Here is a 14974-nt window from a genome sequence, read left to right as displayed (position 1 = left end):
ACGCGCGAACCTAGCCTGACGAGACACATGATCCGAACCCCGAACAGCTCCTAGGGCGTTGAGTGCGTCAATACCACCTGAACCTGGGACTGCGGAGAGCGTGACGTTGCTCGCGATAATGAAGTACTCGGGATTCTTGCCATTCTTTGCCCGGTTGAGCGATGGATTAGCCCATCTCTTGAGCTCGCCATCGACCTGGTTCATTAGCCAGAGGGTGTCCTCACGGGTACCAATCGGGCGTTGGCGAAGCTTTGCCTGTACCACTGTGTGACCGTGCCATTCATCACCTGGGGCCCAGTCAACCCTCCCGTCGAACGTGGCCTCGCGCCCTCCGTCAGGGCCATCGCCGAACACGGATACCCCAGGTCCGAGCACGCCCAACGCCAAAGCCTGGGTGAGGTGCTCGAACTCGCGAGTGCCTAGCCTCGTCAGGTCGTAGTCCACGGAGCCATGATTCCGCAAACTCGGAGGATCTGTCGGCGTTACAGTTAGCGGGTACGTCAGGAACGAACCCGGAGCGGCTCACAAGGTCGGATGCGCACAGCTTTCTTACGAGCCGCATTCTTGGGCACGTTCGTAGCTCTCCTCCCGGGAGCCAACGCATCCCGACAGGCAGGAGTTAGGAGAGCACGGCCCCGTGGACCTTGGCCGACACTCTGCCATCGCGGCGTGGGCGCGATCAGGCTCGGCTCGGGCAGGTGCATCTGCCTATTGAGAGGCTACCGCCGCGTTTGTCAGTTCATGGCTCTACTCTTTCCCTGGGATGCGTCTCGCCGTGGAGGGGCAGTGAGCACAGGCTATTCTCCTCGCTTGGCCCAGTCCGGGCACGCACCGGTGGGCTCCGAGTTCGAGCAGCTCTTTGAGGCTGTGGGTGGCCAGGTTGCGGAAGTAGCCGCACTCCTTGATGTCCCGCCGATCGAGGTGACAGCAGTGGTCGCCGACGACTTCAGGGGTGAGGTCGAGCGAGCCCGGGCATCGTCCGAAGAGTCCGAGGACTACGGAAACACCCGATACAACACTGACCGACTCGGCTCCCTGGCAGTGGCCCAGACCACGCGGCTGACTAGAGACGCATCGCGCTGCCAGATCGTCTTCGACCGGACACGGCTGAACCTGCTCGGTGACCCCCTCACTTCGTTGAAGACCACGATGTTCGTCGCGCACGAGATGGCTCACCCGCTCTTCTTCCGCCTCCGCGCGGCCAGCGGTGCGGTGGAGGCCTCGGATGGCCCGGTGCATCCCGTGGATTTTGCTCGTGCCATCACGCGCAACGCTGCCGACGAGATGCGCTGCGATATCGTCGCTGACGTCGTCCTCCAACGGATGGCCTCTCTATCCACGCCCGACGGCCAGTCCCGACCCGCGACGATCGCCGACGCCGCGTTCAGCGATGGCCTCCGAATCAGCATCGGCGAGGTCCTCGATGAGACGATCTACCCGGGCTGGCCAGATCTCGTCGACAAGTGCCTCGCTCAGGAGGTGTCGTTGGACCATCTCTGGCGCACTGTCATTTACCAGACCGCCGAGATGCTGAACCTGCTGGCCTATGCACAGGTTCCTGCTCGATCCGCCGACATTCCAGGGCCGCTCGAAGCCGAGTATGCCGAGCATCCCGGCACTCGCCTGTACCTGAGCTCAACCTGGATTCGAATCTTGGATGCTGCCGCCGACACGCTCATCGTGCCGCTCGACAGGTTCCGCGATTGCGAGAATGAGCTGGTCACGGTGGGCGAGGCAGCACTGCTGAACATGTGGGAACGCGTCGGGCTGACGTTCGGACCATCTCATAGCAACTCGTTCCACATCTACGTCACCAAGCCCGCGCGGTAAGCAGGACGGCGAGCGGCCGGCGGAGAACCGCCGTCCTGATCAGTTCCCTACTATGGCGCTTCTGCGCTCGATCAGGACGACGTCACGCCAGGTTCCGTGGTGTCGGCCAACGCGCTCACGGGTACCGGTGATCCGGAACCCGGCCCCATTGTGGAGGCCGAACAGGCGGTGTTCTCGGGGAAGATGCCGAACTGGATGGTCCAGATCCCCACAGCTCCGTCGAGCCGATCAGCGCGTGGACCAGTGCGGCCCCGGTTCCGCGTCCTTGTGCGTCGGGATGGACGTAAACGGACTGCTCGATGACGCCGGCGTAGGCCGCGCGGTCCGAGGTCTTGGGGGCGGCGACCCATCCGAGTACGGCATCTGCGGCCGCTGGTGTTCGGGTCCTCCAGACGACATGCGTGCACAGGCCGAGCGGTTTGGCGCGCAGATCGTCACCGATGACGCGGTCTCGGTAAACCTGAACGGCCCCATCAAGGGGGTCGTCAACACCGACGGCGCCATCCACATGGCCAAGACCGTCATCGTCGCCACTGGCTCCGGCTACCGCAAGCTCGGCCTGCCCCGTGAGGACGAGTTGTCCGGTCGCGGAGTGTCCTGGTGCGCCACCTGCGACGGCTTCTTCTTCCGCGACCAAGACATCGCCGTGGTCGGAGGCGGCGACACCGCCCTGGAAGAGGCCACCTTCCTGTCCCGCTTCGCCCACAGCGTTAGGGTCATCCACCGCCGCGGCGAACTACGCGCCTTCAAGACCATGCAGAACCGCGCCCAGAACGATCCGAAGATCTCCTTCGCGTTCAACACCGAGTTCAGCCACATCCACGGCGACGACGCCCTGACCGGCCTCACCCTGCTCGACGCCACCACCGGCACCACCCGCGACCACACCGCCACCGGCCTGTTCATCGCCATCGGCCACGACCCCCGCTCCGAACTCCAGGTCGAAGGCCGCTCCTCCGGACGAACATCCCGGGGTCTTCGCCTGCGGCGACGTCGTCGACCACACGTACCGCCAGGCCATCACCGCCGCGGCTCCGGCTGTGCCGCCGCCTTGGACGCGGAACGGTACCTCGCTGCGCTCTTGGGCGAAGAGAAGACGACGGGCCAGATGGCCGAGGCGCTCACGTAGGACACACGTCAGCCGGTTCGTCGGGTGAGCCTCGATCTAGGCGATTTCTCTGGCGATGCGTGCGGCCTCGACCTTGGCCGGGCCGCACGCGGACGCGAACGTGTCACCCCAGCTGGCGATCTGTGCGGTTCTCCACAAGGCCATGATTTGGCCGGTGAGTGACGAGAGATCGGCCTCGAAATGGTCCGCAACCTGGGCGGCGAGCAGCGGGTAGCCCAGCGAGTTCGCCCAGAGGTTGGCTGCGTCCAGTCCCCGGGGTGCCCGGCCCCAGTCTTCCCAGTCGGTGATCCATAGCCGAGGTCCGAAGAGGTTAGCCCAGCCGAGGTCAGCATGTGCGGTTGTCCATTCCCACGAGGCCGTCCTCAGGTCCCCAACCTCAGGGAACACCTCGCGGATCTCCGACTCAATGCGGGCTGCGGTCACCGGCTGGGTGTCGGGAGTAGCAAGCCTGCTCGTATCGGTCGCTGCCAAGGTGGCTAGGGACTTGCTGAGGGCGTCCCACCATGCCCCGGGCAGCGTTTCGGCTGCGGGGAACTGGCCATGGTCTGCGCGTAGCGGCTGGCCATCGGTGATGTATTCGATCTCATCGACGCGCCACACGGTGTTCGGTCGCAGTGGTTCACCACACCAGGAGGCGCCGCGGAACCAGTGCGGCCGGGGCACGCCGGTAATCGCCAGGGCGGCCTCCACTCCCCAGCCTTGGCCAGTGACCGGTCCGGCCATCCGTTCCACGCCGCGAAGTTCGATGCGTACCCACGTGCCGGTCCCGCTGGCCGCGCCGATGGTACGGCGCTTCCGGACCATGGTTTCAGGGTCAAGACGCAGGTCGAGAATCCGCTCGACCTGATCAAGTACATCCCGCACATCGGTGTGCCGCAGGTCGTACTTCTGTGCGGCTGGCATACCAGTCACCGCATGCCCCTCCGATACGCAGCCCACTTGTGGGCCGAGCGAGCCATCGATCGGGTCCACACAGCCGGGCCATTCTTCGCGATCTCGTTCCACATTCGAACGCACGCCTCAGCAAAGGCATCAACAGCGCGCGGCTCCGCGGCGGCCCAGGCATCGCACCGCCGAGCCCAGGTCTCGGCGCCCTTTGCCGAGTGTCCAGCATCGATGAGCCTGATGATCAAACAGGCGGGATCGATAAACCCGGCCCCGGTCGTCGCCCAGGCCCAATCGACCATCCAGGCTGCGTGGTCGTCGGTGCCGATGAGTACGTTGTGGCCGGCGAAGTCGGTATGCAGCAGTCGGTCGCCGACGAACAGCTCGGCGTAATCACCCGTGTCCCAGGAGCTCCAGCGCTGCTCGGCGCGGCGGATCTCGGGTAGATCCGGTGCTGCGATCTTGTGGAGTCGGTTGAGGACCTCAACGATCCCATCCAGGTCCGTGGAACCCGGCCGGTAGTCGGCGTGGCGAGAGTCGACATACTCGAAGGCGAGCAGGTTCCACCCTTCAGCCTCCCCGGACCAAAGCAGCGCTGGCGTGACCGCCAGGACGAAGGGGTTCACGGCGGCCTCGCGCCGTTGGCATGCGGCAAGGGTCTTGCGTGCCAGCGGAACGCCCTTCAGGAAGACGCGGCCGTTCACGGTGTCGAGGACGGCCGCGACTTCGGAGTTCAGGCCAGCGCCAGCAGTGCGGAACGCAGTGATACGGCCGATGTGCTCCTCGACCAGTGCGCGGGCGGGTGCTGGTAGGTCGGGCCAGTCGATTCGCGTCGTCGGCACTGCTGCGGTGCTCCTCGGAAAGGGGCGGGGCCGCTCAGGCCCCGCCCGTCGGATCGGGCGCTACTGGTACGGCGAGTCGTCGCTGTCAGAGCACGAGCACATCATGTGCTCGGCGAACTCGCCCATGTCGCCAATAATCTCGATGGTGTCGACGTCGCCGAGGGCTTTCGGCAGACCGACGGGCGTGTCGGCGAGCGTGCTCGCGGCGGGGCCGGGCAGCAGTTCCACCAGGACTGCGGTCATTCCGGATTCCTCCTTCCGTGCTGGCAGTAGGTGTTCAGAGGAGCCTTGGCCGTCTGGTAGAGCTTGGCCAGCGGCCGGCACACGGTGCAGCTGCCGGACAGGGCACAGCCCGAGCAGCCGCCGGTGCGTATGTGGGCCGCGGCTGCGATCTGGCCGAGGCGTTCCAGGCCTGCGAGGCCTTCCGAGATCAGATCGATCTTGACGTCGCGCTCGATCTTGCACACCGTCGCCATTCCGTGCGGATCGACGTGGAAGAAGGTGTGGCCGGCGTTGCATCCGCCGAACGGCTCGCGTGGTGTGAGCGTGGCGGCATCCTGAGCGTCGAGGACCTCGCTGGTGCCGTAGATGGTCGGGGACAGGTTGCCGTAGACGATGTGCTCCAGGCCCCACTCCTCGGCCAGCCCGATCATGGCCTCGCGCTCACTGGCGTTGGACTTGGTCAGAACGATGTTCAGCCGAAGCGGCAGGTCCGCCTCCAGCGCAGCGGCCATACCTCTCATGAACAGGCGCCAGGCCCCCCGGCGGCGTACCAGCTTGTCGTAGGCGTTCTCAGAGGCGCCGTAGATCGAGACGGTGATACGCCAGGGTGGATTGCGTTCGAACGCCTCCAGGATGTGCGTCCGGTGCAGCTGGGAGGCGTTGGAGGAGATGTGAAGCACCATGCCCAGATCAGCCGCGTATGAGTACGCGTTGACGAAGTCGGGATCGATGGTGGGTTCGCCGCCGGTGATCTGTAGGTACAGCACGCCAGCATCCCGGAGCGTCTCCAGCAACCTGGCCTTGTCGTCCCAGGCGAGGCCCTCGAAGCGCTTCAACCCGAGATAGCAGTGCTCACAGGCCCAGTTGCACCCGAGGTTGATCTCCCACGATGCACGGGAGAACCCGCCGTCGGGTAGGGACGAGGGTTGCCGGACTAGCAGCGCCTGGCGAAGTGCAACCCCGGCCAGCTCCTCCCCGAACGCGTCTCGGATCGGCTGGAGCAGGTACGGAGGACACTCTTCGGCGCTGGCGAGTTCGGCGAACACCGCGGAGGGGAGCCGCACCCCGCCCTTCGCCCCGGGCTTGACGATGAAGTGCCCGCCGAGGAACGGCGCGGCGATCAGCTGACTCATTGCGCTCCTTCAGAGGTTGCTCACGGTGGGCCGTAGCCCGGGTCGCTCCTGGTTCGGGGGCGGACGAATTGGGTTGGCGGGTCCCGCCTCGTCTCTCTTTGGTGCAATGGTTCGAATGTGTGCCGTGCCCGTCCCGGCGCCGAAGCGGTGCGATGCAGGGCGGCAGAACGGGCACGGCGGCCTATGAGCGAGGCGGCAGTCCGTCTCGCGCGTCAGCGGCCCAGGTAGCCGGGAGAGTGTTCGCTGATTGGGGACAGGCCGAGGGGTTGGCGATGGTGGTGGACCATCCGGGGAACCGGCTCGGGTCGTACAACCATTCGATGTTTCGGCCGATCGCATGCGCCACGCGCGTGTCTACTCTCTCCGGGAGACGGCCGCCCTCCAGGCCAAGCTGAGGGTCCTGCCTTTCCGTGATCACCGTCCGCCCTTCCTGCGCCTGTTGGTCGTCGATAGAAACGGGCCGGGCACCGGCGACTGCGGGCAGCCGGCCGATCCTCATCACCATCGCGCTCCGCTACTTGGGGGCTTTTGGAGCGGCCCGGCCCGCTTACACGAATCCGACGGAGCTACTGCCCGACACGTCGGAGCCGTGGTCTTGGGTGGTGCCTTAACGAGGATGCCGCTCTGCCGTGTGGCTGGTAGAGGCCATGGCCGTGGTCAGCGTGTAGCCATTTCTGTAGCCATGCGCGACGGGCCTCGCTCGTCGGCCGCGCGGGATCGGCAGAGTCGTATCCCTGTACGTAGCGGCGAGACTACGCTGGGAACATGAGTGTCGGTGCCCTGATACAAAGGCAGATCGCCGCGCTTGACCTGACCCTCGAAGAAGTCGCCGAGCAAATGATGGCGATCACCGGCCGTGACACCCTGACCAGGCACGATGTGTGGCGATGGCGGACCGACGAAGTGACTCCGCGCTTCTGGCTGCCCGCCCTGGCCCAAGTACTTCAGATCGACGTGGACGAGCTGCGCGCAGCTGCCCGCAGGCGTACCCAGGCGCCGGAAGGCCAGGGCGACACTTCGGCTCCAAGCGTCGATAGCCCTCGCTCTGACGAGACCGACACCGTCACCACATACGCCGCCCGCGAGTTGATCTTGCGCGAGCAGTGGAACGAGATCATCCGTTCGGCCCGGCACGCTCTTTGGCTCTACGGGATGGCGGAGTACCGATACGCCATGGACGACGAAGTTCCGGTCATCCTGAAAGACGCCGCCGTGGCCGGCTGTGAAATTAGGGTTCTGCTCCTGGACCCGGCGTCTTCTGGCATCGTGGACATCGACCGGGACGAGGGTAATCCCGAAGGCTCGCTCGCGAACAGGATCACCGCTGCCCTCGCACGCTTCGACGCGATGCGGCAAGACTGTGGCACCTCGATGGAGCTGCGCGTTTACGCGGCGCCGCCGAGCACGAGCATCGTCCGAGCCGACGACCACCTGATAGTCACGCCCTACGTCCGGTACATGGCCGGCCGCAGCTCGCCCACGCTGGAGCTGCGCCGCAACTCCGACGGAGGCATGTTCGACCGCTACACCGGGCACTTCGACAGCGCATGGAACCGAGCAAGGGACTGGAACCAGTGACAGTGAACGACGGCACGGCGACCGGCACCACCCACGGCAGCATGGCGGACGCCGAGCTTGTCAGTACAGAAGTCCTGCTCGCCAAGCCCAAGCGTGTCGTGCGTGAAGACCTGAAGATGCCCGACGGCCGAGTCATCGACTGGTACTTCATGGATACCCCGGACAGCGTGATGGTGGTACCACTCACCAACGACGGCCGACTCGTTTTCGTGCGCCAGTACCGGCACAACCTCAAGAAGCACTGCATAGAGCTGCCTGCCGGTGCCGTATCCGCTGGTGAGGACCCCGCTGAGGCAGCACTGCGCGAGTTGGAGGAGGAAACCGGCTACCGCCTGGCCGAGGGCGAGGAGTTGGTTTCTCTGGGCCGCTTCTACTCCCTGCCGTCCGAGACGAACAAGTACACCAACTTCTACTTTGCCCGGGTGACTTGGGACCACGAACCTATCCTCGACAACGAGATCGAGGCGTATTTCGACATGAGCGTCGTCACCATCCCCGCCGCTGATGTGTTCAGCCGGCTCGCGGGAGAGATCAACGGGATGGAGACGGCTGGCGCCCTCATGCTTTCCCAGCGATATATCGCCGCCGCCTGAGCTCGCAAGGCCCCTCAAACGGGTGAAATCTGCATATCTATAGCTCCAAATGACCAAGTATGTCCCAGCTCCTTGATAAGCATGGTGTGGTCATGGCGCCGGAGGCGTCGGCGGACCTGCGGATCTTGGAGTGGCATCATGCGGCTGACGTTTCTGCGTCACGTGATCGCCGTCATGCTGCTTCCTTGTGCGCTAACTGGTTGTGGTGATGCGAAGCACTCGAACACCGCAACGGCTTCGAAAACGGCAGCGCCTGCGTCGCCGACGGCAACGTTGCCAACAGCGAACGAGGATACGAGGGCACAACAGGCCAGGGGTGAAGCTCTGGGCGCGTACTTCGGCCTCATGGGCGACTGGCAGGCAGGCTTGGCCAGCCCTGATAACCAAGTCGGTGACCTTTTATCCCGGCACGCCACAGGCCAGGCGTTGACTCTCGTCACCGACGACATCCAGCGAAGCCGGCGCGAGGGAATCGTCGCGAAGGGCAAGTTGATGATCTCGCCTACCGTGACGAAGCTGGATCTCAACGCTACGCCGCCCGTCGCGCAGGTAGATGACTGTGCAGACACCTCTAACTTCCGCGACTATCACCTCTCGGACGGCTCACCGGTGGTCCGTAACAACGGCTCACCTGGTGGGCTTCAGCACTTCCTCGCGCATGTCCGCGAGGAAGGAGGCGTTTGGCGAGTTTACGATCTTCACTTTTACACAGCCGGTTCCTGCCGATGAACCTCGCTGTGGCAGCGGTGGTGACGGCCGCCTTCGCTGGTGGCGTTCAGTCTGGGAACGGAGGACTGGACAGTAGCCACTTTGGAGTGAGCGAGTCGCCGCAGGACGTCTATGTCAAGGCTCAGGGCGCGGCAGCATCGGCGCCAGCCACTCCTCAATCGTCCAGCATGCCGCCTCCCGATTGCTGGCTTGAGCCGGACTCCTCGTACGGGGCGCCGCCGCCGGGATCACAAGATGGCGGGACTTGGCTCCGCTGGCGATGCAGCAACGACCCGCAGAAGCTGACTCGGATTCCCCGAGATGACCTCGAGAGCTGGGCGCCGAAGCCCACGTCGTCACCAAAGGACGTCGCCCGGGAGGCGGTGAAGGCGATCCACCTTCCCGCGCCGGTCATGCGCGTAAGCCCGGGCGCAGACTCGCAGTGGGTGAACTTCCCAGTGTTCCTTTGGACCGACAGCGCAGCGTGGCATCCCCTGTCAGCTACTGCCAGCGTGCCCGGACTCGCGGTGTCGGCTACGGCTGCACCGGTGCGAATCGCATGGGACATGGGCGACGGCACCACGGTGACCTGCGCCGGACCCGGGACGCCCTTCACCGATGCGATGTCGGCTGCCGCGTCATCCCCAGACTGTGGACACGTTTACCGCCGCGCCTCTGATGCCGAGCCGAGTGGCAAGTTCACCGTCCGCGCCACCGAGACATGGCGTGTGACCTGGGTTGGAGGCGGTCAGAGCGGGACGCTACCCGATATGACCGCGACGTCGTCGATAGCGGTTCGCGTTGCCGAGTCCCAAGCTCTGGTCACGTCAGTTCGCTGACGCCTTTCGCATTCGCACATCTCACGGGGTTTCTCTTGTCCAAGCTGTCGTTTCCCACTCAGGATCGCCGTACGTCATCATCGGCGGAACCATCGCCCGAGGCTGTGATGCGTCGCCTCGCCAGCCGAGTTCGTGTGCCGTACGCCGTCGCATCGGTCGCGTTGGTCGTCACCGGGGCGGTTGCGTTCACGATCGCGTCGTGGCAGATCAGCGGCCGCGCCCCGGTGCTTGCCGTGGCGCAGCCCATCGCGGCCGGTCAGGTCATTGCGGAGAGCGACCTGCGGACAGTGAATGTCGGTGCCTCGGCGGACCTGGGCCTGGTCGCGTCAATCGACGAGGCGAAGGTTGTCGGTCATGTGGCGGCGATGCCGCTTTCGCCGGGGACCTTGCTGACGGCCCACATGGTGGGGACTTCCGATTTCCCACCGGCCGGTCAGTCTGTGGTCGGCGTGGCGCTCAAGGCCGGGACCTTTCCGCCGCGGCTCGGTGTGGGGGACCACGTGAACGTGTGGCCGGGCCCGAACGAGGCGGCGGTCTCTACCGCGTCGGCTGTGGCCGCGCCGCTGGCTGCTGGTGCGGTCGTGACGTCGGTTGGCGCTGCGGACTCGCTCGGGACCTCGGTAGTCACGATGCTCGTCGACGCCCAATCCGCTCCGAAGGTGTCGCAGGCACCGTCGCTGTCGGTGATCGAGGTCGCCCCGAACGCTGCAGGCAAGCCATGACCGCCCTGGGCTCGGTGGCCGATGTGACGGCCGTTGTCGCGCGGCGTCTTTCACTCACGGTGCGCGCGGAGCAGGAGCGAACTGGTGCGTCCGTTCCTCCGGCCCGGCGCCGCGAGTTGGCGGAGGAGCTGATCGAGGCCGAGGTTCGGATCCGCCTCTCGACCGTTCAACAGGCCGATGCGCAAAGCGCCATCGAAGAGGCCGTAGCGCTGGAGAGAGCCGTGACGGACGCCCTGTGCGCGATGGGTGGTCTTCAGCCGTACTTGGACATGCCGGACGTCGAGAACATCAACGCCACCGGCCACGACCAGGTCTTCCTCCGGTTCGCCGACGGCCGGCGCGAGCGCGGTGCAACTCCCGTCGCAGACAGCGACGCCGACCTGATCGATCTGATTCGGACGGCCGCCGCCCGCGTCGGGCACGAAGAGCGGCGCTTCGACCGCGGCGCTCCGATGCTCTCGCTCCAGTTGCCCGACGGCTCGCGGCTGTTCGCCGTCATGGCTGTGACCAAGCGCCCCTCGATCAGCATCCGCCGACACCGCTACCCGAAGGCCACGCTGTCGGACCTCATCGCGCTGGGAACAGTCGGCTCGAACCTCGCGGCATTCCTCTCGGCTGCAGTGCGCGCTCGGCTCAACATCCTCATTGCTGGCGGGACCGGCGCTGGCAAGACCACCATGCTCCGTGCTCTCGCCGCCGAGATGGATCCGGCCGAGCGGCTCGTCACCATCGAAGACGCCCTCGAACTCGGCCTCGACACCGATCCGGACCGTCACTGGGACGTCGTCGCGATACAGGCCCGCGAGGCGAACTCCGAAGGCCGCGGCGCCATCTCCCAGGCCGAACTCGTGCGCGCAGGGCTACGGATGTCGCCGGACCGCGTCATCGTCGGTGAGATCCGCGGCGCCGAGGTCATCCCCATGTGCAACGCGATGTCCCAGGGCAACGACGGATCGATGGCCACGCTGCACGCGTCGACCTCGGCTGGTGTCTTCGCGAAGCTCGCCGCCTACGCGGCGCAGTCCCCGGAACGGCTCGATCTGGCGTCGACGAATCTCCTCGTCGCGAACGCGCTGCATCTCGTGGTTCAGCTCGACCAGGCGCCAGACGGGACGCGCGTCGTCTCCTCGGTCCGTGAGATCACCGGCGCCGACGGGCCGTTGATTTGCTCGAACGAGATCTTCCGTCCGGGCCCGGATCGCCGTGCGGTGCCGACTACACCACCGTCCGCGGTGCGCATGGCTCAACTGGAGGCCGCAGGCTTCGTACCTGAGCAGTTCCGGAGGCCCCGATGAGCATCATCGCGATCGGCGTTCTCAGCGGTGGGGCGGTCGGGCTCGGTGTGTCGTGCGGCGTTGCCGCGTTCCGTCCAGCGCGTTCAGCGCGCCGCTCGCGTCTGACACGCCGCCTCTCCCTGGCAAAGCTGAAGGGGAACTCGCGCAAGTCGGCGTGCTGCGTCGGCGCTGGCGTTGCGGCGGGGCTGGTCACCGGCTGGCCGGTCGCGGCATTGGCCGGGGGTCTGGCCGCGTGGTGGCTCCCTGCGCTACTCGGCCCGGATCGTTCGACGGCCCGGGAACTCGCCAGGACTGAGGCGGTCGCGACGTTTACCGAGATGCTGCGAGACACGCTCTCTGCCGCGTCGGGGATTGAGCAAGCCGTGCGGTCTGCCTGCGCCGCAGCTCCCGAGACGATCGCCGTCGAGGCTCAGCGCTTGGCCAGCAGGATCGAGGATCAGCAGGACCTCGCGTCCGCGCTCGCGATGTTCGCGGACGAGGTTCAGGATCCGACCGCGGACATCGTCGTGGTCTGTCTGGTCCACGCGATCCGTAACAGCGCCCGGGACCTGAGCGCGCTGCTCGGTTCGCTCGCAGCCACGGCCCGGGACCATGCCGCGGCGCGCAAGCGGGCCCAGGCTGCTCGCGTACAAGTCCGAACCAGTGTCCGCATCGTCACTGGAGTGACTGCCAGCATGCTGGCCGCTCTGTTCATCCTGGACCGATCCTTCTTGTCACCCTACGGAACGGCGAGTGGGCAGTTCGTTCTCGCCTGCGGTCTCGGGTTGTTCGCCGCGGGCTACGCCTGGCTGTGGCGGATGGCCAAGCCCCGGGCCCGGAAGCGCCTGCTGACGCGTATCGATCAGGTTCAGGAGGCCTCGACATGGTGGTGATGCTGGCCGGCGCCCTCATCGGAGCTGGCGTGATGACGGGATGGCTGGCACTGCGGCCGGCCCCCGTCTCGTCGGCGCCTCGGGAGTCCGCTGACGACAGTGTGTACGCGGACGGCGAGTGGCTGGCCCGGCTCGGCCGTCCGCTCGCCCGGAAGCTCGTCGTCCTCGGGTTGCCGCGGGCTTCCGTACGTCGGGACCTCGTGGTCCTGGACCGCGTTCCCGAGGTGCACCTGGCAACACAGGCTGCGACGACGCTCGTCGGCCTGCTGCTGCCGTTACTGCTTCAGTCGGTGATCGGCTACTCGCTGCCGTTCGCTGGCGTCCTGGCGCTGCTAGCCGCCGCAGCCTTCTGGTACGTCGTGGACGCCGAGGTCACCGCGAAGGCTGCCGAGGCCCGCGCCGACGCACTTGCTGATCTGTCGGTGTTCCTGGACGTCACCGTCAACGCCCTGGCCGCCGGGACCGGCGTCGGGCAGGCCCTCGGCGGAGCGTCGGAGATCGGTGACTCGCCAGCCTTCGAACGGCTTCGTCATGCCCTGGACGTCGCGTTCCTGTCGCGCCTGCCGATCCACCAAGTCTTCGCCGAGCTCGGAGCGACCCTCAGTCTGGCCGAGCTGACCGATCTCGCCGCCTCGCTCCAGCTAGCCGGCACGGAGGGCGCGAAGATCCGTGTCTCGCTTGCCGCCAAGGCGCAGGCGATCCGTACCAAGCTCCTTACTGACGAGGAAGCCGAGGCCGCAGCGACGACCGAACGCATGACGGTCCCGATCGCACTGCTGATGACCGGCTTCCTGGTCCTGATCGGCTATCCGGCCATGGCCAGCGCTCTGTCTGCGCTGTGACCAGCACACATCTCACGGGAGGAAACGAATGGCTGCAAAGTTCCGCAGGCTGGCCGACAAGGTCCACGGCCGCCTGGTCATGATCGCGCATGACGATCGGGGCAGTGTCTCCGCTGAGGCTGTCGTCATCGCGGCGGTGTTCATCGCGATCGCGGTGATCGTCGGGAAGGTCTTCGGGCATGCGATCGAGACGGAGGCCGGGAAGGTCGCGAGCCAGATCACGGGGCAGTGAGGCCGCGCTGGCGGAGCGACGACGGATCGGCAGCGGCCGAGGTCACCCTCATGACGCCGCTGCTGGTTCTGCTCGTCGTGGGCACGGTCCAGTTCGGCGTGTGGCTCCACGCGACTCACACCGCCCAGGCCATCGCGGCGCAGGCGCTCCAGAGCACGCGTGTGAGCCAAGGGAGCGTGGCCGCTGGCCGGGAGCAAGCGGGAGCACTTCTGAACGCTGCTGGTCGACGCGTGATTCTCCACTGGAGTGTGGACGTGGTCCGCGACGTCGAGCGCGCCCATGTCGCAATCCGCGGCCGGGCGCAGCAGGTGCTGCCGTTCCTCAGCGTGCCGGTGAGCGTCTCGGTCTCCGGACCGGTCGAGCGTCTGACGACGGCAGGCTGACGTGCGGCGATCATGGCGCGCTGACGACGGCAGCGTGACGGCCCAGACCGTGTTCGCCGTGCCGCTGCTGATCGTGGTCCTGCTGTTCGTGGTGCTGTGCGGACGGCTCGTGGAGACCCGTTTGCGCGTCGACTCTGCCGCCCAGGACGCCGCTCGCGCAGCCTCGCTCGCCAGGACGTCCCAGGACGCGCAGACAGCTGGGCGAAAGGCGGCGGCCGAGCAACTCGGGCACGGCGGGTCGAGCTGCGCCCGCTACACGGTCAGCGTCGACACCAGCAACTTCCGGCCAGGCGGTGGAGTCCGGGTGTCCGTGAGTTGCGCCGCCTCCATGGAAGGGCTCGTCGGGCTCGGAGTGCCGGGCACCGTCAGCGTCAACGGCCACGCGGTCAGCCCGATCGACCCATACCGGGGAAGCGCTCTTGGGTTCGCGAATTCTGAAGCCCTCTTGCACCCGAACCGAAGTGCAGGAGCCGAGCAGTGATCACGAAACGATGCGTCGGTTCACACGTCGGGCATGGTGTGTGTTCGAGCTCGTGCCCCGCATGCAGCGCGGGCTCTGGCCCAGACGGTCTCGAACTCAGCGGCTGTGAGGTCCTCGGGATCGAAGCCGTCACCTTCCCAGTCGTGGATGCCACCTTCGCCCACCGATCCGTAGACGGCGTGGTATTCGTCCCCGTTGCCTGTTTGCATGGCCGTCCTCCACTCCGACTGGGATGCGGCCACGATCGGATCCAGTGCGGGCCCTTCGAGTTCGATCTGCCGGATCGGGTAGCCCCTGGCATCGAGCTCAAAGTAGAACCAGATGTCTTCCTCGGCCCAGTAGCTGCGGAGCCAGCGTGTCATGGGGGCATCATTTCCGGCTGCTCGAA

General features: G+C 66.2%; 16 protein-coding genes and 3 pseudogenes. 12 read left to right on the top strand and 7 right to left on the bottom strand.

Features of this window, described 5'->3' with window-relative positions; genetic code table 11:
- Positions 1-444, bottom strand: a pseudogene (locus tag ABD466_RS30815) (hypothetical protein); the annotation flags it as partial.
- A 366-nt stretch (positions 445-810) separates the two neighbouring features.
- Between ABD466_RS30815 and ABD466_RS30810 the strand changes: the two are divergent.
- Positions 811-1830: a hypothetical protein gene (locus tag ABD466_RS30810; RefSeq protein WP_344660717.1), complete on the top strand. Its 1020-nt coding sequence runs from the start codon at positions 811-813 to the stop codon at positions 1828-1830.
- Between the two features lie 39 nt (positions 1831-1869).
- Here ABD466_RS30810 and ABD466_RS30805 read toward each other — a convergent pair.
- Positions 1870-2188, bottom strand: a pseudogene (locus ABD466_RS30805) (GNAT family N-acetyltransferase); the annotation flags it as partial.
- Between the two features lie 33 nt (positions 2189-2221).
- On the opposite strand from ABD466_RS30805, the pseudogene ABD466_RS30800 reads away from it, so the two are divergent.
- Positions 2222-2959, top strand: a pseudogene (locus tag ABD466_RS30800) (NAD(P)/FAD-dependent oxidoreductase); the annotation flags it as partial.
- Between the two features lie 36 nt (positions 2960-2995).
- Here the strand turns inward: ABD466_RS30800 and ABD466_RS30795 are convergent.
- The 4 genes from ABD466_RS30795 to ABD466_RS30780 are packed head-to-tail and all read right to left on the bottom strand — an operon-like array spanning position 2996 to position 6041.
- Positions 2996-3862: a hypothetical protein gene (locus ABD466_RS30795; protein WP_344660716.1), complete on the bottom strand. Its 867-nt coding sequence runs from the start codon at positions 3860-3862 to the stop codon at positions 2996-2998.
- Between the two features lie 5 nt (positions 3863-3867).
- Entirely contained in the window at positions 3868-4686 is an 819-nt protein-coding gene (locus tag ABD466_RS30790) for an aminoglycoside phosphotransferase family protein (protein WP_344660715.1), read from the bottom strand.
- A 60-nt stretch (positions 4687-4746) separates the two neighbouring features.
- Positions 4747-4929 (bottom strand): hypothetical protein, encoded by a 183-nt coding sequence (locus tag ABD466_RS30785; protein ID WP_344660714.1) that lies wholly within the window; start codon positions 4927-4929, stop codon positions 4747-4749.
- Positions 4926-6041 carry a radical SAM protein gene (locus tag ABD466_RS30780; protein ID WP_344660713.1) on the bottom strand — a complete coding sequence of 372 codons (1116 nt, stop codon included), beginning with the start codon at positions 6039-6041 and terminating at the stop codon, positions 4926-4928. Before ABD466_RS30780 ends, ABD466_RS30785 begins: the two co-directional genes overlap by 4 nt.
- A 765-nt stretch (positions 6042-6806) precedes the next feature.
- On the opposite strand from ABD466_RS30780, the gene ABD466_RS30775 reads away from it, so the two are divergent.
- The 10 genes from ABD466_RS30775 (at position 6807) to ABD466_RS30730 (ending at position 14586) form a co-directional block, all read left to right on the top strand.
- Positions 6807-7619, top strand: a complete 813-nt coding sequence (locus ABD466_RS30775; RefSeq protein WP_344660712.1) for a DUF5919 domain-containing protein — start codon at positions 6807-6809, stop codon at positions 7617-7619.
- Positions 7616-8212, top strand: a complete 597-nt coding sequence (locus ABD466_RS30770; protein WP_344660711.1) for an NUDIX hydrolase — start codon at positions 7616-7618, stop codon at positions 8210-8212. Before ABD466_RS30775 ends, ABD466_RS30770 begins: the two co-directional genes overlap by 4 nt.
- 138 nt (positions 8213-8350) lie before the next feature.
- On the top strand, positions 8351-8941 hold the full coding sequence (locus tag ABD466_RS30765; protein WP_344660710.1) for a hypothetical protein: 591 nt from the start codon (positions 8351-8353) through the stop codon (positions 8939-8941).
- A 952-nt stretch (positions 8942-9893) separates the two neighbouring features.
- Positions 9894-10481 (top strand): SAF domain-containing protein, encoded by a 588-nt coding sequence (locus ABD466_RS30760; protein WP_344660709.1) that lies wholly within the window; start codon positions 9894-9896, stop codon positions 10479-10481.
- The gene (locus ABD466_RS30755) at positions 10478-11776 is read left to right on the top strand and encodes a TadA family conjugal transfer-associated ATPase (RefSeq protein ID WP_344660708.1); all 1299 of its coding nucleotides are present in this window, start codon (positions 10478-10480) and stop codon (positions 11774-11776) included. The genes ABD466_RS30760 and ABD466_RS30755 overlap by 4 nt, the downstream gene beginning before the upstream one ends.
- Complete coding sequence (locus tag ABD466_RS30750; RefSeq protein WP_344660707.1) at positions 11773-12648, top strand: type II secretion system F family protein; 876 nt, start codon at positions 11773-11775, stop codon at positions 12646-12648. The genes ABD466_RS30755 and ABD466_RS30750 overlap by 4 nt, the downstream gene beginning before the upstream one ends.
- Entirely contained in the window at positions 12639-13490 is an 852-nt protein-coding gene (locus ABD466_RS30745) for a type II secretion system F family protein (protein ID WP_344660706.1), read from the top strand. The genes ABD466_RS30750 and ABD466_RS30745 overlap by 10 nt, the downstream gene beginning before the upstream one ends.
- Positions 13491-13518: 28 nt before the next feature.
- The gene (locus ABD466_RS30740; protein ID WP_344660705.1) at positions 13519-13722 is read left to right on the top strand and encodes a hypothetical protein; all 204 of its coding nucleotides are present in this window, start codon (positions 13519-13521) and stop codon (positions 13720-13722) included.
- Positions 13719-14105, top strand: a complete 387-nt coding sequence (locus tag ABD466_RS30735; RefSeq protein ID WP_344660704.1) for a TadE/TadG family type IV pilus assembly protein — start codon at positions 13719-13721, stop codon at positions 14103-14105. The genes ABD466_RS30740 and ABD466_RS30735 overlap by 4 nt, the downstream gene beginning before the upstream one ends.
- A 34-nt stretch (positions 14106-14139) precedes the next feature.
- A complete protein-coding gene (locus ABD466_RS30730) occupies positions 14140-14586 on the top strand; it encodes a TadE/TadG family type IV pilus assembly protein (protein WP_344660703.1) in 447 nt (148 codons plus the stop codon).
- A gap of 20 nt (positions 14587-14606) precedes the next feature.
- On the opposite strand, the gene ABD466_RS30725 is transcribed toward ABD466_RS30730, so the two are convergent.
- Entirely contained in the window at positions 14607-14948 is a 342-nt protein-coding gene (locus ABD466_RS30725; protein WP_344660702.1) for a hypothetical protein, read from the bottom strand.
- Between the last annotated feature and the right edge of the window lie 26 nt (positions 14949-14974).

This window comes from Catenulispora subtropica (assembly GCF_039531675.1).
Taxonomy (GTDB): Bacteria; Actinomycetota; Actinomycetes; order Streptomycetales; family Catenulisporaceae; genus Catenulispora; species Catenulispora subtropica.
Note: the sequence above shows the minus strand (reverse complement) of the source record. Positions and strands in the feature narration are given on the sequence as shown.